22 protein-coding genes and 1 pseudogene are annotated in these 26,348 nt (G+C 43.4%); 11 read left to right on the forward strand and 12 right to left on the reverse strand.

Annotation, left to right across the window (positions count from 1 at the left end):
• Positions 1-64 precede the first annotated feature (64 nt).
• The 4 genes from EGI32_RS10375 to EGI32_RS10390 all read left to right on the forward strand — a co-directional run bounded on the left by EGI32_RS10375 (position 65) and on the right by EGI32_RS10390 (position 6,566).
• On the forward strand, positions 65-814 hold the full coding sequence (locus EGI32_RS10375) for a DeoR/GlpR family DNA-binding transcription regulator (RefSeq protein WP_255155328.1): 750 nt from the start codon (positions 65-67) through the stop codon (positions 812-814).
• Between the two features lie 68 nt (positions 815-882).
• Complete coding sequence (locus EGI32_RS10380) at positions 883-4,095, forward strand: SusC/RagA family TonB-linked outer membrane protein (RefSeq protein ID WP_255155329.1); 3,213 nt, start codon at positions 883-885, stop codon at positions 4,093-4,095.
• 28 nt (positions 4,096-4,123) lie between these two features.
• On the forward strand, positions 4,124-5,782 hold the full coding sequence (locus tag EGI32_RS10385) for a SusD/RagB family nutrient-binding outer membrane lipoprotein (RefSeq protein WP_255155330.1): 1,659 nt from the start codon (positions 4,124-4,126) through the stop codon (positions 5,780-5,782).
• A gap of 16 nt (positions 5,783-5,798) precedes the next feature.
• Positions 5,799-6,566, forward strand: coding sequence for a DUF4397 domain-containing protein (locus tag EGI32_RS10390; RefSeq protein WP_255155331.1), 768 nt, complete (start codon positions 5,799-5,801; stop codon positions 6,564-6,566).
• A 128-nt stretch (positions 6,567-6,694) separates the two neighbouring features.
• On the opposite strand, the gene EGI32_RS10395 is transcribed toward EGI32_RS10390, so the two are convergent.
• Positions 6,695-8,113 (reverse strand): nucleoside recognition domain-containing protein, encoded by a 1,419-nt coding sequence (locus tag EGI32_RS10395; protein ID WP_255155332.1) that lies wholly within the window; start codon positions 8,111-8,113, stop codon positions 6,695-6,697.
• Between the two features lie 213 nt (positions 8,114-8,326).
• On the opposite strand from EGI32_RS10395, the gene ychF reads away from it, so the two are divergent.
• Positions 8,327-9,424 (forward strand): redox-regulated ATPase YchF, encoded by a 1,098-nt coding sequence (ychF, locus tag EGI32_RS10400; protein WP_255155333.1) that lies wholly within the window; start codon positions 8,327-8,329, stop codon positions 9,422-9,424.
• A 110-nt stretch (positions 9,425-9,534) separates the two neighbouring features.
• On the opposite strand, the gene EGI32_RS10405 is transcribed toward ychF, so the two are convergent.
• From EGI32_RS10405 to EGI32_RS10440, 8 genes are all read right to left on the reverse strand, one after another.
• The gene (locus EGI32_RS10405) at positions 9,535-10,524 is read right to left on the reverse strand and encodes a chorismate synthase (RefSeq protein ID WP_255155334.1); all 990 of its coding nucleotides are present in this window, start codon (positions 10,522-10,524) and stop codon (positions 9,535-9,537) included.
• Between the two features lie 18 nt (positions 10,525-10,542).
• The gene (gene aroA, locus EGI32_RS10410) at positions 10,543-11,820 is read right to left on the reverse strand and encodes a 3-phosphoshikimate 1-carboxyvinyltransferase (protein WP_255155335.1); all 1,278 of its coding nucleotides are present in this window, start codon (positions 11,818-11,820) and stop codon (positions 10,543-10,545) included.
• Between the two features lie 31 nt (positions 11,821-11,851).
• Entirely contained in the window at positions 11,852-12,880 is a 1,029-nt protein-coding gene (gene aroB / locus EGI32_RS10415; RefSeq protein WP_255155336.1) for a 3-dehydroquinate synthase, read from the reverse strand.
• A gap of 6 nt (positions 12,881-12,886) precedes the next feature.
• Positions 12,887-13,960: a chorismate mutase gene (locus EGI32_RS10420; RefSeq protein WP_255155337.1), complete on the reverse strand. Its 1,074-nt coding sequence runs from the start codon at positions 13,958-13,960 to the stop codon at positions 12,887-12,889.
• A 45-nt stretch (positions 13,961-14,005) separates the two neighbouring features.
• Positions 14,006-14,878 carry a prephenate dehydrogenase gene (locus tag EGI32_RS10425; RefSeq protein WP_255155338.1) on the reverse strand — a complete coding sequence of 291 codons (873 nt, stop codon included), beginning with the start codon at positions 14,876-14,878 and terminating at the stop codon, positions 14,006-14,008.
• A complete protein-coding gene (locus tag EGI32_RS10430) occupies positions 14,875-16,059 on the reverse strand; it encodes a pyridoxal phosphate-dependent aminotransferase (RefSeq protein WP_255155339.1) in 1,185 nt (394 codons plus the stop codon). The genes EGI32_RS10425 and EGI32_RS10430 overlap by 4 nt, the downstream gene beginning before the upstream one ends.
• Positions 16,060-16,193: 134 nt before the next feature.
• Complete coding sequence (locus tag EGI32_RS10435; RefSeq protein WP_255155340.1) at positions 16,194-17,036, reverse strand: prephenate dehydratase; 843 nt, start codon at positions 17,034-17,036, stop codon at positions 16,194-16,196.
• 499 nt (positions 17,037-17,535) lie between these two features.
• Entirely contained in the window at positions 17,536-17,739 is a 204-nt protein-coding gene (locus EGI32_RS10440; RefSeq protein ID WP_255155341.1) for a hypothetical protein, read from the reverse strand.
• A gap of 141 nt (positions 17,740-17,880) precedes the next feature.
• Here EGI32_RS10440 and EGI32_RS10445 point away from each other — a divergent pair, with 141 nt between their 5' ends.
• Positions 17,881-18,447, forward strand: a complete 567-nt coding sequence (locus EGI32_RS10445; RefSeq protein ID WP_255155342.1) for a sigma-70 family RNA polymerase sigma factor — start codon at positions 17,881-17,883, stop codon at positions 18,445-18,447.
• Between the two features lie 2 nt (positions 18,448-18,449).
• Positions 18,450-19,589: a serine protease gene (locus EGI32_RS10450; RefSeq protein ID WP_255155343.1), complete on the forward strand. Its 1,140-nt coding sequence runs from the start codon at positions 18,450-18,452 to the stop codon at positions 19,587-19,589.
• 210 nt (positions 19,590-19,799) lie between these two features.
• On the opposite strand, the gene EGI32_RS10455 is transcribed toward EGI32_RS10450, so the two are convergent.
• The 3 genes and pseudogenes from EGI32_RS10455 to EGI32_RS10465 all read right to left on the reverse strand — a co-directional run.
• The gene (locus EGI32_RS10455) at positions 19,800-21,623 is read right to left on the reverse strand and encodes a UbiD family decarboxylase (RefSeq protein WP_255155344.1); all 1,824 of its coding nucleotides are present in this window, start codon (positions 21,621-21,623) and stop codon (positions 19,800-19,802) included.
• A 172-nt stretch (positions 21,624-21,795) separates the two neighbouring features.
• Entirely contained in the window at positions 21,796-22,650 is an 855-nt protein-coding gene (locus tag EGI32_RS10460) for a DUF6089 family protein (RefSeq protein WP_255155345.1), read from the reverse strand.
• Positions 22,651-22,790: 140 nt separating this feature from the next.
• A pseudogene (locus EGI32_RS10465) lies at positions 22,791-23,798 on the reverse strand (pyruvate dehydrogenase complex E1 component subunit beta); the annotation flags it as partial.
• A gap of 300 nt (positions 23,799-24,098) precedes the next feature.
• Between EGI32_RS10465 and EGI32_RS10470 the strand changes: the two are divergent.
• The 4 genes from EGI32_RS10470 to EGI32_RS10485 all read left to right on the forward strand — a co-directional run bounded on the left by EGI32_RS10470 (position 24,099) and on the right by EGI32_RS10485 (position 26,240).
• A complete protein-coding gene (locus EGI32_RS10470; RefSeq protein WP_255155346.1) occupies positions 24,099-24,281 on the forward strand; it encodes a hypothetical protein in 183 nt (60 codons plus the stop codon).
• A 257-nt stretch (positions 24,282-24,538) separates the two neighbouring features.
• Complete coding sequence (locus EGI32_RS10475) at positions 24,539-25,132, forward strand: hypothetical protein (protein WP_255155347.1); 594 nt, start codon at positions 24,539-24,541, stop codon at positions 25,130-25,132.
• A 108-nt stretch (positions 25,133-25,240) separates the two neighbouring features.
• Positions 25,241-25,687: a GNAT family N-acetyltransferase gene (locus tag EGI32_RS10480; protein WP_255155348.1), complete on the forward strand. Its 447-nt coding sequence runs from the start codon at positions 25,241-25,243 to the stop codon at positions 25,685-25,687.
• A gap of 10 nt (positions 25,688-25,697) precedes the next feature.
• Positions 25,698-26,240, forward strand: coding sequence for a GNAT family N-acetyltransferase (locus EGI32_RS10485; RefSeq protein ID WP_255155349.1), 543 nt, complete (start codon positions 25,698-25,700; stop codon positions 26,238-26,240).
• Positions 26,241-26,348: the final 108 nt, after the last annotated feature.

The raw sequence follows: 26,348 nt of genomic DNA on the forward strand, positions 1-26,348 counted from the left end.
TTTCATATTTTTTTGCGGTTTTTTGCAATATTTAACTTTAATTTGACATTAAACTGACAAAGGAATGCTTAAAAGGGAACGCCAGGCCTATATTGTACATCAGGTAAACCTGCACAATAAAGTGCTTTCCGCTACCCTCAGCTCCGAAATTGCCGTTTCTGAAGACACTATCCGCAGAGACCTGCAGGAATTGTCCGATACCGGCAAGCTGATCAAAGTGCACGGTGGCGCCCTTTCCCACTCCTTCGATTCCACCGGTTTTCCTTCCAGTAAGATATATGCCCAGAATAAAAAACGGGTCATCGCCCAGAAAGCTTCATCGCTCATAAAAGACGGGATGTTCGTACTCACCGGCGGTGGTACCACTATCATTGAACTTGCCAGGGTATTACCACATAATTTACACGCGACTTTCATTTCGGGGAGCATACCTGCAATAGTAGAATATATGCACCATCCGAACATAGAAGTGATCGTGCTGGGCGATAAACTGTCCAAAACCTCCAAGATCACAACAGGGGCCGACGCTATCGCACGCATCAAAAACATAAAAGCGGATCTGTGCATATTGGGGATCAACGCGATCGATATGGAAAATGGCATCACCGACAACGACTGGGATGTAGTGCAATTGAAACAACAGATGATCGCTTCCGCAAAAAAAACGATCTGTCTCAGCATTGCCGAAAAGATCAACAGCGTGCAGCCGATACATGTGTGCGATGCCTTGAAGATAGATACGCTGGTGACAGAGCTTGATCCCGAAGATCCTTTGCTGGCACCCTATGCAGCAGCAGGCATACATATAATTTAATACCGCCGATTCCTATACTGACCAATCTAAACGAACCAAACAATTTAACAAACCAAAACAGAATTGTTATGAGAAAAATTCTTCTTTTGATCCTTTTTTCCGGCATGTTGGTGCTATGCAGCAATCCTATTTATGCCCAATCCCCGGTTTCGGGAATTGTAACGGGAGAAAACAACAGCCCGCTGAGCGGCATCACCGTAAGTGTGAAAGGCTCCAGTAAGGCAACCAAGACCAATGAGTCGGGAGCATACACTATCAATGCCAGCCCCGGCCAGACATTGGTTTTTTCTTCCGTAGGTTTCGGCACACGTGAAGCTAAAGTTGGCTCCGGCGCAGTAAACATCAGTTTATCCCGCGTCAACCAGCAAATGGAAGAAGTGGTAGTAGTTGCCATGGATCAGAAACGCAACCCCAAAGAGCTGGGTTTCTCCAATCAAACGGTAACCGGTAAAGAAGTAGCTGAAACGCAGCGCGAAAATTTCCTCAATGGCCTCCAGGGAAGGGTTGCAGGTTTGACCATCAATTCCACCAACGGCCAGGCAGGCGCTTCCAGCAGTATCGTGCTGCGTGGTTTCAACTCACTGGCGCTCGATAACCAGCCTTTGTTTGTGATCGATGGTGCCATCGTGGATAACCAGACCACCAATGAGACCAGCAACAGCGGCTCGGGACTTGGGTTGGTAGAAACTTCCGCAAGGAACGTGAACCAGACTTCCAACAGGACAAATGATTATACTAACAGGATCGCAGATGTGAACCCGACAGATATCGAATCGATCACTGTACTGAAAGGCCCGGAAGCTACCGCATTGTATGGTAGCCAGGCAAGTTCGGGTGCAATCATCATCACTACCAAAAGGGGTAAAAATACCAACGGGCGTGTAGTAGTAAGTTATGACAATGCTTTCAGGTGGCAGCATCTTAGCCGCTATCCTGAAGTGAACAATGATTTCGATGCGGGTAATAACGGGAACTCCTCTTCCGTATTCACGTATTTTGGCCCACGCTACAGCGATACTACCAAGAAATACTCCAACGCCAAGAATTTCTTCCAGGAAGGTTTTTCTCAAACCCATAATATCAGTGTTGATTACGGTAAAAAGAATGCAAGCTTCCGTTTCTCGGGCAGTTTCTTCGATCAGGAAGGTGTTATTCCTGAAAACACGTTCAGAAAATATAACCTGAGGCTGAGCAATTCTACCAACATCACTAAATACGTGACCATCACCCCTGCGGTTTCTGTTATCAGGAGCCAGAACGATAAGCCAAGAAGAGGCGCCGGTGGTTACCTGTTGAACTTATTGATATGGCCATCTGATAACGATGTAAGGAATTACCAGAATTCTGATGGGGGCAAGAACCCGTTGAATTTCCTTAGCCCGAATGACGACCTGGATAACCCTTTCTTCAGCGTTTACAACAACAGGAGTCAGGATAAAACAGACAGGCTGATCTCTACAATGGGTATCAATATCAAACCAGCATCCTGGCTCGAAGTAGCCGGACGTTTCAGTTACGACATCTATCGTTCCGAAGGTTATTCCTTCTATCATCCTTTGTCATCTCTGCTTACAAGAGGTTTGGGAGGATCACTGGATAATTATTATAAAAACTACACTGGATACAACCATACCATTACCGCGACCGCCAAAAAGAATTTTGGTAAATTCGGGGCACGTGTGATGGCTGGTACGATGTGGCAGGATTATAAAACAGAAATGTATTCTGTATATGGAACCAACCTGGTTGATTCCATAGGTTCAAACGGACAGATGTATAAAGGCGGATCAATCATCACCAATAACGCATTCGCTTCTACTATCAGCAACAATCTTGAAGATAGCAGCATCACCCGTGCATCCACCAGGATCAGGCTCAACAATGCCAACAGGAAGCAGGAATACAATTACAGCCAGTTACGCCAGCTGGCATACTTTGGTGAAGTTTCGGTTAATTACGACAACCTGGTATTCCTTACGTATTCTCACCGTTTTGAAAATTCATCGATCTTCCCGAAAGATTACAGGAAATACAATTACCCGGCTGCCAGCCTTAGTGTGATCGTTTCCGACATCTTCCCGAAGATGCAGAAAGGTGGTTATGTGAACTATCTCAAATTGAGGAGTTCTATCGCCAATACAGCAAGGTCAAGTTCCCCGTATGCTAACCAGTCAGTATTCAATACTGTTACTTCAAGCGGTGGCGGATATGCTTACGGTTTCAACAACAACAACTTTTTCCTTACACCCGAACGCCAGAAAACATTCGAGATCGGAACTGAGTTGAGGTTGTTCAACAACAGGCTGAACCTGGATTTCACCGTTTATAATACTTTGGTGAAAGACCAGATCGCTGAAAACTTCAGGTCAAGTTATGGTACCGGCTTCGTGTTGAATACCATCAACGTTGCCAGCACAAGGAATAAGGGTATGGAGATCAGCATGGGCTTCTCACCTGTTGTAAAAAAAGATTTCAGGTGGGATGTGAAATTCAATTTCAACAAGATGAAAAATAAGGTGTTGACATTACCTGCCAACGTTCCTGAATTCTATGTATCTGATACATGGGTTTATGCAAATGCCCGTGGTGGCCTGGTGAATGGCGGCCCTACAACATCTATCACCGGTTACAGCTACATGAGGAACAACCAGGGTCAGGTCCTGATCAACCCTGCTGATGGTCTTCCTGTGATCGATGCTACTTTCAAAGTGATCGGCGACAGGAATCCTGATTTCACATTGGGAACACTCAACAGCTTCAAGTATAAAAATTTCAGCCTGAATTTCCTTTGGGATCTGAAAGTTGGTGGCGATATCTTCAACGGAACAGATATGTACCTGACCGTAAATGGTAAAAGCAAAAGGACTGCCGACAGGGAAACCCCACGTGTGATAGAAGGTGTATTGAATGATGGCCTTCAGAATACGGCAAACCCTACCAAAAATACAATCTCTGTAGTTCCTTACAACCTGCAGGCATATTATGTATCCCGCATGGCAGAAGAAGAATTTGTTGAAAAAAATGTGAACTGGTTCAGGCTGAGGGATGTTACACTTACATACCAGTTCAATCCGGAAGGATTGAAAAAATTACGTTATTTCAAATCATTGGGCTTCTTCGTTACAGCGAACGATTTGATCCTGATCACCAACTATAGCGGCGCTGATCCTGCATCAAGTTCCAACAACGCCAGTACACGTGGTGTTGGCGGATGGGGCTTCGATTACGGAAATATCGCCACTCCTATCAGTGTTAACGTAGGTTTCAGGGCTGGTTTCTAATTTGATCATGTATTTAAATAAGTATAAAATGAAAAAAATATTCTTGAGTATCTCGATCGTTGCAGCGGCAATGCTGGTATTGCCCGGCTGTGATAAGCAGATCGATGATGCATACGCAAATCCTAATGCCGATGTAAAAGTTCCGATAGAACAATTATTACCCGGGATCATTTCAAGCATGTCTGGCAATTCTGCCGGCCATGGCACTTTGAACGATATCCGTTTTGTAGGAAAATATGTACAGAATTTTTTGTTTTGCAATGCGAACGGAGATTATGACCGTATGAGTGGAACCCGTACTACCAGCGATAACGCCGCTTCCGTATGGCGTACCCATTTTTACGACATCGGGCAAAACTGCGCCAAGATGATCCAGTGGGGTGCAGAAGAAGGCAAATGGGATTATGTAGGTGTTGGTAAAGCCATCCAGGCATGGAGCTGGCTTACCCTTACAGATCTTCACGGAGATGTGATCAATCCGGCAGAAGCATTGAACACCAGTGCCCTTACATTCAGTTATGTAACGCAGGATGTGATCTACAGTTACGTGCGCCAGTTGTGCAGGGAATCACTCGAAAATTTAAGCAAGACAGGCGATGCTGTAAGTCCGGCTAACCTGGCACTCGGAGATGCTTATTTTTATAATGGCGATGCCAACAAATGGAAAAAATTTGTATACGGTGTTATGGCAAGAAGCTTCAATCACCTTACAAATAAATCAAGTTACAATGCGGATTCTGTGATCCACTATTGCAACCTTTCCATTGCTACCAATGCGGAAAACGCAAGCGTAAAATATGCCAGCACAGGTATCAGCGGAAACACGAATTTCTACGGCCCGCTAAGGGGTAACCTCGGAAGTGTTTCTATCGGCACCGAAACAGCCATCCGCCAATCGGCATTCATCGCCGACCTGGAATCAGGGCTGAACATCAGCTTTGCAGGTGTTGTTGATCCAAGGGCAGTTTATCTTTTAAGGAAAAATGCAGCGGGTACATTCAAAGGCCTTTCGCCTAACAAAGGGCAGAACGTGCTTGCTCCCAATGATCGTCCGGAAAGTTTCTTCGGGGCAAGCCAGGTATCCAATACCGTAAACAACGCCACTCCCGGAAATGATAATAACTGCAGGTACCTTTTCAGGAACAATTCCGAAACGCCGATCATCACTGCAGCTGAAATTCAGTTCATGAAAGCTGAAGCGGCTTACAGGAAAGGTGATAAAGCCACTGCCCTGGCGGCTTACACATTAGGCATCAGCCTGAATTTCGATATGCTCACTTCCACCTACAATACCAATGTACCACCAGCAGAAGTGATCACTCCTGCCATCAAAGCAAGCTTCCTGGCAAACCCGTTGGTAGTGCCAGCTACAACCGCCGATTTGAACCTGAGCCATATCATGCTGCAGAAATATATCGCCCTTTATATTCATGGAGCCATTGAAACATGGGTAGACATGAGGAGATATCATTACGATGATTTTGAATCCGGCACCAACAGGCAGGTGTATACCGGCTTCGTGGTACCATCGGGATCGGATCTTTATCCGGATAACAATAGCAAAAGAGTAAACAGGATCCGCCCGAGGTATAACTCGGAATATGTGTGGAACCTGAACGAACTCAGGAGGATCGGTGCGGATAAATTAGATTACCACACTGTAGAATGTTGGTTCTCTCAACCCTAATCATTAAAAATTATTTATGAAAAAAATTATCAGCATAATAACCATCAGTGCTTTAACTGTTGCAGTGTTCTCATCCTGCAAAAAAGATCACGACCACCAGCAAGATTTTGTCACTACATTGGATCCGGCTTATATAAAAGTGGTACACATAGCACCTAATTTCAGGCAGGTGTTCAATACCGCCGATTCGTTCAACGTTTATCTCAACGATAACAAACTGAGCGGCCCCCTGCTTACATTCAACGGTGGTTTCCCCGCCCTCACTTCCAATATCAATACCTACGCGGAAGTGCGCCAGGGTACTTACAGGGTGAGCCTGAAATCTTCAGTAAATGGAAACACCATCCTTTTTCTGCCAAGAACATTATTGGAAAGAGAAAAATATAGTTTCCTGATCACCGATTCTGTTGACAGGGACAATGCTTATTCCAGCATCTGGCTGAAAGATGAATTCACCATTCCGGACACCAGTAAAATATCCCTGCGTTTTGTACATGCAGTTATGAATGATACCGTAGGTAAAGCAGTAGACGTTTACTCCAAAAGATATAACGCCAATATTTTTTCCGGGATAGCCAAAAAAGGCGCTACGGCATTTGTTGAGTTCCCGTACACAACCCAGTCCGATACGCTCACTGTAAGGCGTGCCGGCACTTTGAACGCATTGGCTGTATTCAACACCGCTTCCTTTAGCAGGAAACGTGTATACACCATCGTTTACAAAGGAAGTACCACGGCTACTTCAACAAAGGGGAAAAATATATTGATCTACAATAATTATTAAAAGTTCAAAAGTTCAAAGGTTCAAAGGTTCAAAATGTTGAGGCACTTTACAAGCCAACATTTTGAACCTTTGAACTTTTTAAACCTTTTGAACCATAACCTTTGAACTTTTGAACTTTTGAACCTTTTCTATCCAAAGAAGAAATAACATAGCAGTATCGAAGTGATGATCCCTACCAGATCGGCCAGCAGCATCGCTCCTACTGCATACCGCGTATTTTTTACAGATACAGCACCGAAGTAAACAGCTATCACATAGAACGTAGTATCGCTGCTGCCTTGTAAAATGCAACTTAATCGTGCGGGAAAAGAATCTGGCCCGCCCAATGCAGGATTTTTCATCGTATCTACCATCATTCCACGGGCCGCACCCCCGCTAAAAGGTTTGACGAGAGCAGTTGGCAAACCATCCACAAAACGGGTGTCTGAGCCCATAGCAGCAAACAGCGTTTTCATGCCGTTAATAACAGCGTCGAATGTACCGCTGGTACGCAGCAGACTGATAGCCACCAGCATTCCCACCAGGTAAGGAATGATCTTTACCGCAGTTTCAAAGCCACCTTTTGCGCCATCGATGAAAGAAGAGAATACGTCTATTTTTTTATACAAGCCGGCAAGGATGATAAGAATGAATATCAGTAATATGATTCCGCTGCTCAGCATGCCGGAAAACACCTGTACGGCATCAGTATCCAACGATTTGATATATACTACAAGCAACGCGATCAATGCCGATATCCCCAACACCCAACCGAGAATAACCGGTTGAAAAAGGTTTATTTTTTGCTTTACCGAAACGATGATCATGGCAGCAATTGTAGCGAAAAATGTCGCGATCATACATGGTACAAAAATATCCATCGGGTTGGTGGCTCCCGCTGCAGATCTCAGTGCAATGATGCTCACAGGTATAAGAGTAAGTCCTGATGCGTGCAGGCAAAGAAACATGATCTGCGAATTGGAAGCCCTGTCTTTGTCGGGGTTCAGTTCCTGCAGGCTTTCCATGGCTTTTATGCCAAATGGAGTGGCCGCGTTGTCAAGTCCCAGCAGGTTGGCGCTGAAGTTCATCACCATATGCCCCATCGATGGGTGCCCTTTGGGGATCTCCGGAAATATTCTGGAAAAGAAAGGCCCGATGAGCCTCGATAAAAAACGGATGCCACCGGCTTTTTCGGCGATGCTCATGAAACCCATGAAAAGCGCCATAAAGCCGATGAGTTTAAGGCATAAAGTAACGGCGGTCTGGCAGGTATCCACAATGCCTTCCGCTGTTTGCAACCGGTAGGTATGCAATTCCTGATCGCCGTTTTTCACCGTTTGAATGCCATTCTCCACATAAGGTTTTCCTTTATTGCTGTCCAGGAAAGCTACAATCTTCGCATCAGTCTCCGCGACAGCCGTTTTGCGGATACTGATCGTATCGCCCGGTTTACCAGTCACCATAGTGGTGAAAATAGTACGGTTTCCCGCTGGGAAAAATACAGACTTGATGCAGGCTACAGCAATTGCAATGATGATAAACGCCGACCAGATACGACTTAAAGCCATAATATATATGATGTTAGATGTATGATGTATGATATATTAACTTATTATACCATAGAGTCTGAAAGTTACTACATTAGTGGGAAAAGAAATTTACAAAGCTTACCTTTGCGTCCTTGAAAAAAATGTCGATGTGCCGGGAAAAATGACATTTCAGTTAAAAAGTCCTTCCACATCATACATCATACATCATACATCTAACATCATACATTTCTTATGGCTTTACAAGCAGGCATCGTAGGACTACCAAATGTGGGCAAATCCACTTTATTTAACGCAGTAAGCAACAGTGCGAAGGCACAGGCGAGCAATTACCGTTTTTGTACCATCGAACCCAATACCGGTCTGGTGAATGTACCTGATCCGAGGTTAAAAAAACTGGAAGAACTGGTAGTTCCGCAACGCACCGTTCCTACACAGATCGAGATCGTAGATATCGCCGGATTGGTGCGTGGCGCCAGCAAAGGAGAAGGTTTGGGAAATAAATTCCTGGCCAATATCCGTGAAGTAGATGCCATCATCCAGGTGATCCGTTGTTTTGAAGATGATAACATCCTGCGGGATGAAGGCCCCATCAATCCTGTTGGTGATAAGGAGATCATCGAAACCGAACTTCAGCTGAAAGACCTGGAAAGTGTCGATAAAAAAATGCAGCGTACCGAAAAGCTGGCGAAGAACGATCCTAAGATGAAAGCCGAACTGGATGTACTGCAACGTTGCAAAGCACACCTGGAAAAAGGAAAAAATATCATTTCACTGGGATTGACGAAAGAAGAAAAAGTAGCGATCGCCGATATCTTTTTGCTGACAGACAAACCTGTATTATATGTGGCGAATGTTGATGAAGCCAGCATGCATACCGGGAATAAATTTTCTGATGCATTGATAGAAGCGGTAAAAAATGAAGGCAACGAAGTCATCATCATGACAAACGCCGTAGAAGCGCAGATAGCTGAATTTGAAGATCCGGACGATAAGGCGATGTTCATGGAAGAATATAAAATGACCGAACCGGCGCTTGACAGGTTGATCCATTCTACTTACAAATTATTGAACCTCTCTACTTATTTCACCGCAGGTGTGCAGGAAGTACGTGCGTGGACGATACAGCAGGGATGGAAAGCTCCGCAGGCCGCGAGTGTGATCCACAGTGATTTTGAAAAAGGTTTCATCAAAGCGGAAGTGATCGCCTACAACGATTTTGTACAATATGGTTCCGAAGCGGCTTGCAGGGACAATGGTAAACTGCGAATAGAAGGAAAAGAATACCTGGTGCAGGATGGAGATGTGATGCACTTCAGATTCAACGTATAATATTATAACACGAGTTTCTCGAATTACACGAATTAAAAAAATCCCACTTCACGTGGGATTTTTTGGTTATCCATGAAAATATAGACTTCAAAGTTTTCACTATTCACTATTCACCTTTGCGCCAACAAAAGAAGATCGGCCAGCACACAAGCTGTCATCGCTTCCAGCACCACAGGCACCCTTAATGCGATACAAAGATCATGTCTTCCTTTTACAGAAAAACTTTCGATCTCCTGTGTTTCGATGTTCAACGTATGTTGCTCTTTTGGTGTAGATGAAGTAGGCTTCACCACTACACGAAATATAAGATCATTGCCATTGGTGATACCACCAACAATACCGCCGGCATGATTGGTAGCCGTTTTACCTGAGGCATCCAGTATGGCATCGTTGTGTTCGCTGCCATACATTTTTGCTGCTGCAAAACCTGCTCCGAATTCGATGCCCTTGATGGCAGGAATAGCAAAGACTGCGTGGCTGATCAGTGATTCCGCTGAATTGAAGAACGGCTCGCCCAAACCTATCGGTAAATTTGTAACAGTACATTCAACAATCCCGCCTACACTGTCTTTGGCATCGATGGCATTTTGCAGCCCTTTTTCCAGATTGCGCGCCCCTGCTATTTCTGTGATTGTTGCCGCACACGAAATATTCTCATCTACAAAAGCCAGTATTTTTTTTGCTACCACCCCCGCGGCAACAATACAAACTGTAAGCCTTCCGCTGAAATGTCCGCCACCGCGGTAATCCTCAAAACCATCGTATTTTTTAGACGCCACGAAATCCGCATGACCCGGGCGGGGTACGCTCCGCAATTTTTCATAATCGGAACTCCTGGTATTCTTATTTTCAAAAATAATGGTAAGTGGTGCGCCGGTTGTTTTGCCGTTGAAGACGCCCGATAAAAAGATCGGCAGGTCATCTTCTTTACGCGGTGTCGTTCCTTTTTGTGTACCGCCTTTTCTTCGCTCGATATCTGTTGCGAAATCTGCCGCATCCAGCCCCAGCCCCTGCGGGCAGCCATCTATCACAATCCCAACAGAAGGGCCATGGCTTTCGCCGAAAATACTTAACCTGAAAATTGTTCCGAAACTATTCATTGCTGTAAGGTAATATGATTATTCAAATATTGTTGTGTCCACACCCATCATTTTAAAATGTTCGTAAAATGACGGATAAGATTTATTGATGGCTTCCGCTTCTTCAATTTCGATAGCCCCGTTTGAACGTAGAGCAGCAACAGCAAGTGCCATTGCGATCCTGTGGTCGTGGCGGGAATGCACTGTGGCGGCATTTACAGGCGTTCCTCCCTCAATGATCATAAGATCATCCTGCAATTTTATCCCGATACCGATCTTTCCAAATTCTTCCTGCAACGTCAATGCACGGTTACTTTCTTTATGCGTAAGCCTGCTCACACCTTCAATCACCGATGTACCATCGCAGTATGCGGCAAGTGCAACCAGCGGCGGAAAAAGATCCGGGCAATCTGTCGCGTTAAAATGAAAAGGATCCAGTTTTTTTGAAGAAACAGTGATCTCCTCAGGAGTGATACTGATATTCGCTTTCGCCGCCATCAGCACCTGTAATATAGCTTTATCCGCCTGCGCAGAAAATACATCGAGGCCTTTTACAGTAAGTGAACCCGAAACCGCACCAGCAACCAATAAGAAGGCAGCACCGCTCCAATCGCCTTCTACCGTATACTTTACAGGATCAGGAGAAGCCGTAGCTGGTTCTATTGTGAAAGATTCATAATGGTTGTTTTGAACTTTGTAACCAAAATACTTCATCAGCTGAAGCGTAAGATCGATGTAAGGCCTGCTTTTGAGGTTACTAACGGCAATGGTTACCTGCTTAGCAGCGCCTTTAGCAAAAGCGATCAGCAGACCGGTAAGGAACTGGGAGCTGAGTGATCCATCGATGGTGATATCCGCCGGTTTCAAGGGGCCTTTGATCTCCAACGGCAGATGACCATTATTGGACTTTATAAAAATACCGAGCGAAGGAAATACTTCGTCAAAAAAATCCATCGGCCTCTTCAGCAAACTTCCACTACCCGTTACCGTTATAGATGCATCCTGCAATGCCGCTATGGGTGCAAACATCCGTATACTTAAACCACTCTCTCCGCAATCGATAGTCTTGGTGGTATTGTCTCCCGAACCATTCAGCCCCGTCACTTCAAGACTTCCGTCAACATTGGCAGACACCGAAGCACCTAATGCGGTGATGATCGATAATGCCGCTTTATCATCGTTGCTTATCCCGGGATTAGTGATGCTTGTTTTTCCTTCGTGCAATAAAGCCAATGCACAAGCCCGCTGCATGGCGCTCTTGGAAGCCGGGGCATGTATCGTTCCCTTTACCGCTCCCGGCTTAATGATAACTTTCATTTATTCAAAATTATTTTTCTGTACAAAATCATTACACTCCCTGGTCCAGCAGATCGTGTAACTGAACCAACGGTATGGATTGGATAATACCATCGCCGATAGACCTCAGCAGCACAAAACTCATAGAATCATTCTGTCTTTTTTTATCCATCAGCAATACCTTCCATATCTTTTCTGTTTCATATTTAATCTTCACCGGAAGCTGGTATTTTAAAAGCAATGCTTTAACTCTCCCCTTGTCTTCCGAAGGAAAATTTTTGATCTCTTCAGAAATAGTGCAGGCTGCCATCATCCCGATGCTTACTGCATGACCATGAGGCAAGTGATAAATATTTTCTATCGCATGGCCAAGTGTATGGCCGAAATTCAGCAACTTCCTTTCTCCTGTTTCAAATTCATCTTCAATGACGATAGCAGTTTTGATACCAACATTTTTCATGATAAGATCCGCTATCAATTCGCCATCATCCATGAAATCCTGTAGTTCATGCTGCTCCAGGAATTCAAAATATTTACGGTCTTTGATACACGCATGTTTGATCACTTCCGCAAAACCATTCACCCATTCTTCATAAGGCAATGTTTTCAGAAAGTCATGATCGAAAAGTATGATCTCCGGTTGATAAACCGTACCTACCATATTTTTATATACGCCGACATCTACACCATTTTTACCCCCGACGGCGGCATCCACCATGGCAAGGATTGAGGTAGGAACCAATACAAGCCTTACTCCGCGTTTGAAAATGCTTGCGGCATAACCGGCCATATCCGTCACTACTCCTCCACCCACTCCTACTATTACCGTGTTTTTATCGGCCTGCATCTCCAGCAACTGCACAATGATACCATCAACTGTTTGCTGGGTTTTATATTGTTCACCTGCTTTTAAAACGATAGTCCTGAATTTTTCAAAAACACCGTGGTGATACCGATGGACATTCTCATCTGTAATGATGACGATCTTCTCTCTGTCATATTGTTCCAGCGTTCCGGTTATGTTTCCTCCAAAAATGTAATTCACCGATTTATTGGAAAACAAATGTGTCTGTTCCTTCATGATTTTTTATTTTTGATCGTACATGATCTTGTTCTGGTGACTGATACTTTCCAAATGTACTGCATCAAAATAACGAATGATGAATTCTTTGCTCAATCCTAATGCTTCCCCTTTTGCTACTGCCCTGTCAAGGATCTCATTCCATCGATTGGTTTGAAGGATGGTCACGTTATTATCGCGTTTGTATTGCCCGATCTTATCGGCAATCTTCATTCGTTGTCCGATCAGTGTCAGCAATTCATCGTCAATATGATTGATCTGCTCCCTTAGTGTAGCCAGTGCCGTTATGAACTCCTGTGTAGAAATATTTTCTTCCCTCCACACCAGGTCTCCCAGCATTTCGCTCAGTCTTTCAGGTGTGATCTGTTGTTTAGCGTCGCTCCATGCATTATCCGGATCGATGTGGCTTTCGATCATCAACCCTCCGAAATCCAGATCAATACTTTTTTGCGAAACATCCTGCAGCATCGTTCTGTTGCCACATATATGAGAAGGATCGCACACCAGCAGCATTTCCGGGAAACGCCTTTTCATTTCTATCGGCAGATGCCACATCGGGGCATTGCGGAATTGAGTATTACCATAAGAAGAAAATCCACGATGGATCATCCCGATGTCCTTGAGCCCGGCTTTTTGAAGGCGTTCGATAGCACCACTCCATAATTCAAGATCCGGATTGATCGGATTTTTTATCAGCACCGGTATGTCTACACCTTTCAACGCATCCGCTACTTCCTGCACACTGAAAGGGTTCACTGTTGTCCTGGCGCCGATCCATAATACGTCAACATCAAACTGTAAGGCATCCTGCACATGTTTTGCCGTAGCCACTTCCACTGTAGTTGGCAAGCCGGTTTCCTGTTTTGCTTTCAACAGCCATGGTAAACCTTTTGTACCAATACCTTCAAACAGGCCGGGCTTGGTTCTTGGCTTCCATATCCCTGCACGAAGCATATTTACCTTGCCGGTAGCAGCCAGCCTACGGGCTGTTTCGAGCACCTGCTCTTCAGTTTCGGCACTGCATGGGCCGCTGATGATCAACGGACGTTTGTTCCAGACTTCTTTGATGTTGTCGTTCATTCTATCTTGTTTTATTAATGTGTATGTGATGAATTAATTCGTAATTTATTTAAGTATTCGCTTAATCTTATTCGCATTCTGTATCAGTTCTCCCAGGTACTCAAAATTTTCTTTTTCGAGGCAGCTTTTGAATTTTTTCAATTGAGCAATATGTTCGTTCAATACATCCAGTACATTCTCTTTATTCTGTTTGAATACCGGCACCCAGGTATCGATATTACTTTTTGCAAGCCTCACAGTGCTTTCAAAACCACCACTCGCCAGTTCGAAAATATTTTCATCTTCTTTTTCTTTTTCCAAAACCGTATTCGCTAACGCGAAAGACGAAATATGCGATATGTGTGAAATGTACGCTGTATGTACATCATGCGAAACCGAATCCATGAAAAGAATATGCATCCCCAATCTTTTGTAAATACTTTCCACGAGTGAAACTGCATCAGGCGCACTATTTTTTTTATCACAGATCACTACTGCTTTATTTACGAAAGCTCCTGTAACTGCGGCTTCCGGACCACTGAACTCTGTACCCCACATAGGGTGCGTAGCAACAAAACGGTGACTGTTTACCGATGTGGCGGCACTCTGGCAGATGGCATTTTTTGTAGAGCCCACATCCATCACCACTTTACCTTCCGACAATTGCAGGATCCGTGGCAGTAATGCATCCGCAATATTTACCGGCACTGCCAAAATTATCACGTCCGATAACCTGATAGCCTCTTCCATTGTTTGTATTTCATCCACCAATCCCAATGCCATCGCCTTTTCGCAGTGCGAGCTGTTGGCATCTACGCCATATATTTTTCCGGCTATATTTTTTTCCTTTAATGCCAGCGCCATCGAACCACCAATGAGCCCGATGCCTACCACCGCTACATTATTTACCAGTTGTTTATCATTATTGTCGTTCATCATGCTGTTTTCAGATTGAAAGATCCCGTTTGGTTGATTCTGTCGATCGCTTCTGTTATTTTTTCTTCCGGACTGCAAAGACTTACCCTCACATATTTATCTCCTGCTTTACCGAATATGCCCCCGGGCGTGATGAATACATTTGCCTGTTGCAAAACGGCATCCGTCAATTCATATCCTGTTGCATAATTGTCAGGAATTGCTGCCCACACAAACATTCCGGCCTGGTTGCGATCGAAATTGCAATTCAATATTTCCAAAAGAGTAAAAACTTTTTGCTGACGTTTACGGTAAACTTCATTCACGCTGTCATGCCATTCCTGTCCTAATGTTAAGGCCTTTGCTGCGGCGAGTTGTAGCGGAAGAAACATTCCGCTGTCCATATTACTTTTGAATTTTAATATTTCGTTGATGCGTTCTTTTGCACCGCTCAGTATGCCTACACGCCATCCCGCCATATTGTGACTTTTGCTCAATGAATTCAATTCTACCACTACCTGCTTTGCACCTTCAATACTCAGCAGGCTCATGGGATGATCATTGAGGATAAAACTGTATGGATTATCATGCACCAATAAAATGTTATTCGCTTTTGCAAAAGCGATAAGTTTTTCCATCCCTTCTGTTGTAGGAAGCTGGCCTGTAGGCATGTGCGGATAATTCACGAACATCAGCGTTTGTGCGGTACCGTTATCTTTCAGGATTTCACTGATGGAATCAAAATCAGGATACCATTTATTTTCGGCACTCAACTGATAAGTAACCGGCACGCCACCTGCCAGGGAAACCGCACTGCTGTAAGTCGGATAACCGGGATCAGGTATCAGTGCGATGTCACCTTCATTGAGGTAGGTCATGCAGATGTGCATGATACCTTCCTTGCTTCCGATCAGGGGCAATATTTCTGTCTCAGGGTCAAGTTCCACATGATACCATTTTTTATACCATTGAGCCATAGCATTCCTCAATACTGGGCTGCCTTTGTAATTCTGGTAGGCGTGTACGTTAGGTTTTACACTTTCTTCATTCAACACTTTGATCACATCAGGATGCGGCGGCATATCAGGACTGCCGATACCAAGATTGATCACATTTTTTCCTGCCTTATTCATAACATCTATCTCCCGCAATTTTTGAGAGAAGTAATATTCATTGATGCCTGAAAGACGTTTTGCTGTTTGCATGTTTTTTTATTTCACTGATTTTTCTAATTATACGAATTATGTTTTAAAGAGTTGAAGCGACTTACTTAAATTGAAATGCTACAAAAGATAATTCGTGCAATTCGTGTAATTAGCTTCAATTCCTGTAACAAAAGTTATTTATTCCCATTTTTATACAATCCATAGATCTTAAAAGTATTTGTCACCGGTTTTATTTTTTCCACCAGCTTATAGAACTGATCTTTGTCATCGAATTCCATATCGGCATGGAAAGAATAATTGAAATTGCTTCCGGGAATCGGGAATGACTGTAGTTTACTAAGATTTATATCGGCTTCTGCTATTTTCCCTAAAACCTTTACCAGGCTGCCTTTTGTATGATCCGTACTGAAATTCACGGAAGCTTTGTTGGCCCCTTCTACTTCTAGCGCTTCTTTTTCGCGCTGTAGTACGAGAAAACGGGTGTAATTATTTTTAAGTGTATGAATATTCGGTGCGATCATTTCCAGATCGAATAATTCTGCTGCCAGTTTTCCCGCTATGGCCGCTACATGCTTGCTTTTATGCTGATGAATATGTTTTGCGCTAAGAGCGGTATCTTCTGTTTCTACCAGTTTCCAATTGTATTTGTCGAGAAATTCGAGGCACTGCTGAAGCGCCATCGGGTGCGAATGGACTTCGCGGATATCTTCTAATGATACACCCGGGTTGACAAGAAGGTTTTGTTTTATCTGTAGGTAAATTTCGCCGGTGATAGTGAGGGACGATCTCTGAAGTAGATTGTAGTTGGCGAGAATACTGCCGGCAATAGAATTTTCAATCGCCATTACAGCCGCGTCCGTTTGCGTTCTGTCTTCCGCCTTTTTTATCAGTTCCCTGAAAGTTGCGCAGCAGGCCACTTCTACATTTTTTCCAAAAAATTGCCGGGTGGCGGTCTGGTGAAAACTTCCTTCAAACCCCTGGATGGCTACTTTTTTAGATTCTGTCAATTTGTTCATCAGTTAGTATCATTTTGGACTAAAAAACAAAAGTCCCGGCTGATGAGCCGGGACTTTCTTATGTAAAGCTGTTTATTTTTTATACTCAGTTACACACAAGCTCCCGGCTTCTTACTAAAATAAAAGTAAAAATAAGATGACCAGTTGTATGTAGTTGCTGTTGCCATTAAGAGTGTAAAAGTAGAAGTTTGATTCATAAAAACAAAAAAAAGTTTTTTTAATGAACAAACCGAATAAAATAAGTGCTGATTTTGAAAACGACAACCTGATTTCGCTTTAGAATCAACCTTAGATGTTACTGTACTAACAGACAAAATAATTTTGCAGGCCTTGTGTCAAAATTGAAACTGCTGTTTCGAAATTGACACAATCGGATTTTCATCAATTTAAAAATTGAACCCCGCGGAAATCCGCGGGGTTCTTACGATTGCTTGCCTGAAAATCTTTATACTATCGATAACCGGCAAACGAGTTATTGATATTACTTATACACGAAAAATTATTTTTTCAGAGTATCAGTAGTAGTAGTTACTTTAACAGTAGTATCTTTTACTACAGTAGCAGTATCAGCTGGAGCAGTAGTAGTTGCTGGAGTTACAACAGTTGCTGTGTCAGTAGATTTAGTTTCTTCTACTTTCTTTTCGCCATCGTTACAAGCTACAAAAGATGCTGCGATAACTGCGATTGCTAAGAATTTTTTCATTGTTTTTGTTTAATTAATTAAAAATTATAATTTCTTATTAATACCGGGAGTTAAAAAAGGTAACCCAACTTTTTTAAAAACTTTTTTTTTCGTTGCTTTGGGTTACTTAACGAACAATAAAGTATTAATATAAACAGACTGGTGAATACATTAGAACAAGAGAAGACTTTACTGAAAGGGCTTGCTACTGAGGATAAAACCTCGATAGAACGTATCTATAGAGAGCATTACAACATGGTTAAGTCATTGGTTATCAACAACAGTGGAACTACCGATGACGCCGCGGACATTTTCCAGGAAGCCATGATAGTTCTTTTTGAAAAAGCCAAACAGGAGCATTTCGAGCTCAATTGCCAGTTAAAAACCTTTATCTACTCCATTTGCAGGAGATTATGGTTGAAGAAGTTACAGCAAATGAACCGTTATACGGTTCAATCTGAACACCTCGAAGAAACCGTACCTGTTGAAGAAGAAATTGAAAACCACGAAAAAAAGCAGCACGATTTCACCCTGATGGAAAATGCGATGGGGAAAATCGGCGAACCCTGCAAAAGCCTTTTGGAAGCTTATTATATTCAAAAGAAACATATGCAGGAGATAGCAGCTGATTTTGGATATACCAATGCGGACAATGCCAAAACGCAGAAGTATAAATGCCTGGTCAGATTAAAAAAATTATTTTTTGCTCAATATAAAAATGTAGAATAGTGATGGAAGATACTTTACTCATAGATGCGGTGGAACGATTCGTGAACGGTGAAATGTCTGCGCAGGAAAAGATCTATTTCGAAGATCTCAGAAAAAATAATCCCGAACTGGATCAGGCTGTTGTAGAACAACTTTTCTTTTTGAACGAATTGAATAATTACGGTGGAACCAAAAGTTTCAAACATGCCTTGCATGAAGTGGAAGCCAACCTGGTTAGCGCAGGCTTCATTTCAAAAGCTCCTGCCAAACAACCGGCTAAAGTTATTCAGCTTTGGAATAAATATAAACGTATTACCGCGGTTGCGGCCTCGATTGCCGGTTTGGTATCGATTTTTATAGCTTCTGTAGTTTCTACTGTTACCAACAAAGGGAAAGAAGGTGATCTCAAATTGTTGTCCGACATAACTAAGATCCAGGGAGATAGCATCAACAAAATGTCTATCAAATTGGATAGCCTTGCTGAAAGTAATAACAACAACTTCCCGGCAGTTACAAAATCTACCAACGTAATCAAAGTTGTTTCTAAATTCAGGGCAACTGGCTTTTTGATCGATCCCAACAATAATTATATAGTTACCAATGCTCACGTGATCAATGATGCCAAGAACTATCTCATCATTGAAAATAACAAAGGGCAACAGTTTTCTGCAAGGTCTATTTATGTGAACAAACAGCATGATATCGCCATACTGAAAGTAAATGATAAGGATTTCAAAAAGCTGCCATCTCTTCCCTACTCTATCAGGAAAAGAAATGCTGATCTTGGAGAACAGGTTTTCATGCTGGGTTTTCCTAAACAGGAGATCGTTTATGGAGAAGGGTATGTTAGCGCCAAGAACGGTTTTAAAATGGATACCACTTATTGTCAGTTGAGCACTTCGGCTAATGAAGGCAGCAGTGGTTCTCCTGTTGTTACCAAAAATGGGGAACTGATCGGTATCATTACCAGTGCAGAAAATGATGCGGATGGTGTGGTATTCGCGATAAAATCAGCCAACATTTACAGGGCTGTGGATGAAGTGAAAAAGTTAAAAGATCACAGCGATATCAAAATAACTTCCACATCTGGCTTGCGTGGGCTACCGAGGGAAACACAGATCAAGAAGATGGAAGATTATGTATTCATGATCAAAGGGAATTAAGATCAGGTGACGCTGAAGAGTTTTTTGACCGTTAGCGAAACGTAATAATACTTTAAAGGCTGCAATTAAATTGCAGCCTTTGTATTTTTCTCTCTGCGGGAACGCTATTTACTCATGTTCTCCACAATAAGAAGTTGGTTCAACCGCAGAGAACATGAGGGGACAGGGTTCTCGCAGAGTTCTTCGCAAACGATCAAAACCCGTATCCCGTCACCCGTAACCATATAAGCTCCCGCCCTTTTCAAAAAGATGACCGATACTCCTTTCCACTGTTTCATCCTTTATAAGTTCCGGCGCATGGTGCGGCTTTTTACGTGCATCGATGATCAGCGGGCCATTACAGCCCCAGTGTTTGTTTATAGTAAAACTATCTACCCCATAAATATCATGCGATGGATTGCAACGGGTAAAAGTTACCCAAAGGAAATTATTCAGCGTAGCGCTGGTAAAATTAGCATCGTCTGCAAGAATGATCAACGCGATACCATTTAACTCACTCAGTTTATTTTTCAATGAATCGCTGAGCTGTTGCGCTTCAATTGCAGCAGCAGCCTGGGTTGTAAATGGAGCTGTCTTTAACACAACAACTCCCGGCAAAGCGATTTTTGCTTCGGGGAAACCTATAAGAGAAAATTGGTTAGCCAAAGCCCTTATCTTTTCGCCGTAGGCGGCAAATACCACTTTGCTGCCACTGTTGATGGAGGTACCGGAATAATCCAAGGTATCAATGGTGGTGTTGGTGTAAAAATGAACATCCCTTTTCCAATCTATACGTTGTAGTACAAACTGCAGGTACTCGTTCACGTTATGTGTAGTTATTTTATTGTCGTCATCTGCAGTGATGAATAAAAATTTGGCAAGGCTCAATTGGCCTGTTCCCAATATATGATTGGCGATGGTTAATAATTCTGCCGGTTGTTTTGTCTGCGCATAAGGTGTATACCGCTCACTTCCGATGGCTAACAGTAACGGGTGTACGCCGGCGGCATCTACTGCATGCACTTCTTTTAATCCGGGGATCTCCTGTTGTAAGGCGCTGCCCGTCATGGCATGAATAAGCTGCCCAAAACTGGTATCTTCCTGCGGAGGACGCCCCACCACGGTAAAGGGCCAGATGGCATTTTTCTTTGCATAAACCTTATGTACTCTCATAAGGGGGAAATCGTGTTTCAGACTATAATACCCGAGATGATCGCCGAACGGCCCCTCAGGTTTATTTTCATTAGGAAAAACTTCACCGGTGATCACAAAATCTGCATCGGTACTGATACAGAAACCATCTTTGTAAACATACCGGAATCTTCTTCCGCCAAGCACCCCGGCAAAAGTCATTTCGCTGATACCCTCGGGCAACGGCATTACTGCAGCCACTGCATGTGAAGGTGGCCCTCCGGCAAATATGCTTACTTTGAGAGGTTTCCCAAGTTTGTTGGCTTTTGCCTGGTGCACACCTATACCTCGATGCAACTGGTAGTGCAAGCCTATCTCTTTATCCTGCACATAATCATTACCGCTGAGTTGGATACGATACATTCCCAGGTTGGCACTCATGATCCCGGGTTTATCGGCATCCTCGGTATATACCTGTGGGAGGGTTACGAATGCGCCGCCATCCATCGGCCAGTGCCGGATCAGCGGGAGATCGCTGATGTTTATTTCTTCAAACAAAACAGGTTTCGAAATCGGGTTTTTCAGTGGCAGTGCTTTCAACGCGGCCAGCCCCGCGCTGAAATTTTTGACAGGGCTTTTGATGGCTTTTACCGGATCGTTTTTTATTTCGATCAATTGCTGAACGGTATCCAGCGTATCGCGGAAGATGATCTTACTACGTTCCAATGTTCCGTAAATATTGGACACAGCCCTGAACCTGCTCCCTTTTACTTTTTCAAATAAAATGGCAGGACCACCATTTTCATGAACACGTAAATGAATTGCCGCCATTTGCAGATGTGGATCCACTTCTTCTTTTATCCTTATCAATTGCCCTTTCTTCTCAAGGTCGATGAGGCATTCTTCTAATGATCTATACAGCATTGTACAAAGGTAGAATTAATGTATGATGTATGATCTAAGATGTATGATCTATGATGTATGATCTATGATGTATGATCTGTGATCGGAGGTGTACTACCTGTGACGATTTCCGGTAAAGAGTAGCCGGGCATCTGTGGTCTTTCGTCTGTAGTCCGTGGTCTGTCGTCAGCCACTAGAACTTAGGGCAACTCGTTTTCGACTTATTATTACTTATCTTATCCACGCGTATATTGCGGGCTTTGGCTCCGCGGGCTTTAAGCCGCACGCGATAACTTATGCCGGAGAATGAATACCAGTCTTTATTATTGGAATTACCACGTTTTGCACCATCACGGGGATAACTACCCGCCCCTACTTCGCCACCCCTGTAAGCAAGGCTGGCAGCATTACTTCCTCTTTTTTCCGTAAGCAAAGCCTGGTCTACATAAGTTGTGCTTACATCGTCAAGATAGTCTGTAAATGTTTTGCGTATCCCAACTACAATTGCCAGACGTTTATCATCATTGATAGCCCATTGTAATCCTCCGCCGAACGGAATGGAGGTCTGCGTAAGTTTATAGGCTTTTCTGTCTTTATAAAACCCTTGTCCTTCGGTATTTTGCTCGTAAAGATTTACTACCTGGTCGTTTTTGTTTTTGGTAAACGGATTGAAGTTAAAACGCCCTACGCCCAGGATAGCATATGGGGAGACCTTATAATCATAAAGATCAAAAAGTACATACTCGAAGCTTACGGAAAATTCGTTGATCTTGCTGTAAAAACTCAGGTTTCTGTCGCGATTGCGGCTAAGTTTATCAGAACCGCTCACTTTACCAAAAGTACCGTCCAGTCGTACCAGCATGCGGTGATTGAACTCGTACAGGCAACCTACCCCAAAAGCGGGATGCGAGTTAGGCAGCACACTATTGCCATCGCCAAGATCGCCTTTGTAATTACTTACGCCTGCAAAAAAGCTGGTGAAGAAACTTTGCGCCTGCAACAAGTGGGTAGTTAGTAATAAAAGGAAAACGAAGAAATATTTTTTCACCAAAAAAAAGGATTAATTGTATTGTTTGCCGGTTACAGTAGGGAATATACCAACAAAACGAATGTTCGACGGGTTTATTTCGTCTGACATTCGTTTTGCAAATAGATTTTCACAATTTTATCCTTGCGGCAGAAATGCTGTTATTTTTTAAGGTACATCACTTCTTTCACCAGCTTCACGGTGCGTGCTACATCCGGTAAATAAAGGGCTACAAGGTTGGGTGCATAATGCATTGGGGCATCGGCACTTGTGATCCTGCGGATTGGTGCATCCAGGTAATCGAACCCTTCTTTCTGGATCCTGTAAGCAATTTCGGAGCTAACGGAAGCGAACGGCCATTGCTCTTCAACGATCACCAAACGGTTTGTTTTTTTAACACTTTCAAGAATGGTGAACCAATCCAGCGGACGAATTGTAGCCACGTCGATCACTTCTGCTTCAATTCCTTCTTTGGCCAGTTCTTCAGCGGCTCCAAGCGCCACTTTCATCATTTTATTAAAAGAAACGATGGTTACATCCTTTCCCTCCCTTTTTACGAAACATTTACCGATTGGCAGAACATATTCTTCTTCAGGCACTTCGCCTTTATCGCCATACATCACTTCACTTTCCATGAAAACAACGGGATCGTCGTCACGAATAGCTGCTTTCAATAACCCCTTGGCGTCGTATGGATTAGATACGGAAATAACTTTCAGGCCCGGGATATTTGCGTACATAGATTCAAATGCCGTAGAGTGCTGGGCACCCAACTGACCAGCGCTGCCATTTGCACCGCGGAAAACGATCGGGCAACCTACCTGCCCGCCACTCATGGCCAGCATTTTAGAAGCCGTATTCAGTATCTGATCAAGCGGCAATACCGCGAAGTTCCATGTCATGAATTCAACAATCGGACGAAGGCCATTTTGAGCCGCACCAACAGCGATTGCCGTAAAACCAAGTTCTGCGATAGGTGTATCGATCACCCTTTTTTCGCCAAATTCATCCAGCATACCCTGGCTCACTTTGTAAGCACCATTGTATTCCGCCACTTCCTCTCCCATTAAAAATACACGTTCGTCACGTCTCATCTCTTCCTGCATAGCTTCACGCAAAGCTTCTCTAAAGGCAATTTGTCGCATGTTGATTTCTTGTTTTACTTGTTTAGTCCTTTTACGGTGGGCAAATTTATTCCATAACTGTCAGATGACAAAAAGTTTATCGGACGCCGGAAGCAGATCAAAGACGACGGACGACGGACGACCGGAATGCGGCAATCAACACTTCCTGATTATTTGTCACATTGCGAAGGTTTACCAATTGACTATTGACTCATTTACCTGAAAACTGTACGCATATGAAACAGGTGACTGTATCGGATGCGCACACCTCAATTTTTCAGGCTTTTCGAAATAATTCATTTTCAATAAGTTACAATTTGGCACATGCTTAGGAATGCTTCTGGCATGAAAATACAATCAACCAGGTTGCTCCAGAAATTGAGCACAAACGAAATCAAGACATTAACCACTCAGACCGAAGAAAGGCTGGTAACTGATACTGGTAATAAGAAGCCATTCACAACAGCAGATATGTGGAGTATCCAACGCCAACGCAGGATATTTTCGGTGCGCAGGTTTTCGTGGTGAAAAATCCTGTGGGCCAATGCGTGTTTGAATTATTTGGCATAATACTGATGATGTGATTTCATCTGCAGCCCCGAAAAATCACCTTCTGGCCGAAGGTCTTGCAAAGAGCCGGAGTGCGCAACCTGTACGGACAATTGTCACGACAGGCGAATTTGTCCAGTAACAATTAACGTTGGGAAACCAGCCATGCCCGTTTGTTGCAGCAACAAGTTCGTTACGGGGAAAAGCATTTTCTTTTGCATCATAAAAAACATTCGATGAAAAAGAATAAAGCATTTTCCTTTCTGCTGGCGGCTATATTGATCTCGATGGGCAGTTATGGCCAGAAAACCGACTACCTGCAGATACCGGGCCCGCTGAATTTTAATTCGCAGGCTTATTATCTCGATTGGTCATCACACCCCTCACCAGCTTATTACAAGCAGGAATATCTCCGCAAAGGCGATACTACAGGCCATTTTAGCTCAATGCTGATGGTGGAAGCCGTTACCGGGAGCATCAACATCAAAGATGTGGTAGCTGCTAAATTACAGGAACTGAAAGTGATGAAGCAAGCCAATCCCGCCGTACAGTTCGAAACCTTTTCGAATGCTTCCACAGGTGAATATATGATCGATTTTTTGTTAACGCAAAATTCCAAAGATGGCAGTAATGACATCGCGGAGCATAATATTTACCGTTATAAAAATTTCACTGACAAGAGAGGCAGGAAAGGGCTGATGCTTTTTGCACTCAGTACCAGGGCTTATGGCAACAATATCAACCCTTTCCTCACTAGCCTTAAATTCGGCAAACGCAGGATGGTGGATAGTGTGTTGAACTTTACATTACCCCCAATCTTAATCAAATGATCTTCATTTCACCCCGCCGCCTCGGGATACCACGTGTCGTATATCAAAACCCAGCCGCTGTGTTGCCCGCGGCTGGGTCGCTGTGCTAAAACCCATTAAATTTGTACCATGATCTTCAGAGAAGCCCTGTTATCAGACATCCCGGGAATTCAACGGGTGCGTAATTCCGTGAAGGAAAATACGCTTTCTGATCCTGCATTGGTACCCGATCAGGATGTAAAAACTTTTCTATTTGAAAGGGGAAAAGGCTGGGTTTGCGAGATCGACCAGGATGTAGTTGGTTTCGCGATAGCAGATCTTGTGGACAATAATATCTGGGCCCTTTTTATCGATCCGGAATACGAAGCAAAAGGTATCGGCAAAAAATTGCATGGGCTCATGTTAAACTGGTATTTTTCGCAGACAGATAAAACCGTGTGGCTTGGAACCGCTTTCAACACCAGGGCTGAAACATTTTACAGGCTGCAAGGCTGGATTGAAGTGGGTCTTCATGGAACAAAAGAAACAAAATTTGAAATGACAAAAGCGCAATGGGAAACCGTCAGCGTTTTTTAAAATGGGAGTTATGACGATCGTTCAAAGCACTGAAGCTGACATGGGGACTATTTTTGATTTTTACGAAATGGCAGTGCTATATCAAAAAACGAAATTCCATAAACACTGGTTGCCGTTTGACCGGGATATGGTTAAAAAGGAAATCGCCGGAAACAAGCAATGGAAGATCATGGAAGCTGATGAAGTGGCTTGTGTGTTCGCCATAGCTTATGAAGATCCGTTTATCTGGAAAGAAAAAAATGCGGATCCATCCATCTACATACATCGCATTGTTACCCACCCTTCTTTTCGTGGAAAAAATTACGTGAAAGCGATCATAGAATGGGCTAAATTTCACGCAAAAGAACATAATAAAAAATTCATCCGTATGGATACCTGGGGCGATAACCAGGGGCTGATCGATTATTACATATTCTGCGGTTTCAATTTTCTCGGCCAGGTGATCCCCGAACCTACAGATGAGTTGCCGGCGCATTATAGTGCGATTGTGCTGGGTTTATTTGAGATTGAGGTCGGGAACCAGATGCTGGTTACAGGAAAACAGAGAGACTGATCAGCACTGCTCTTAATGAGTCAGCCACTTTCTTATTACTTATTTACCATTTCTTATTCCTCATTTTTTGGCACAGTTATGTATGTATTTCTGCATACTAAAATTCAC

Origin of the sequence: Ferruginibacter sp. HRS2-29 (assembly GCF_024343615.1) — a bacterium.
Taxonomy (GTDB): domain Bacteria; phylum Bacteroidota; class Bacteroidia; order Chitinophagales; family Chitinophagaceae; genus Ferruginibacter.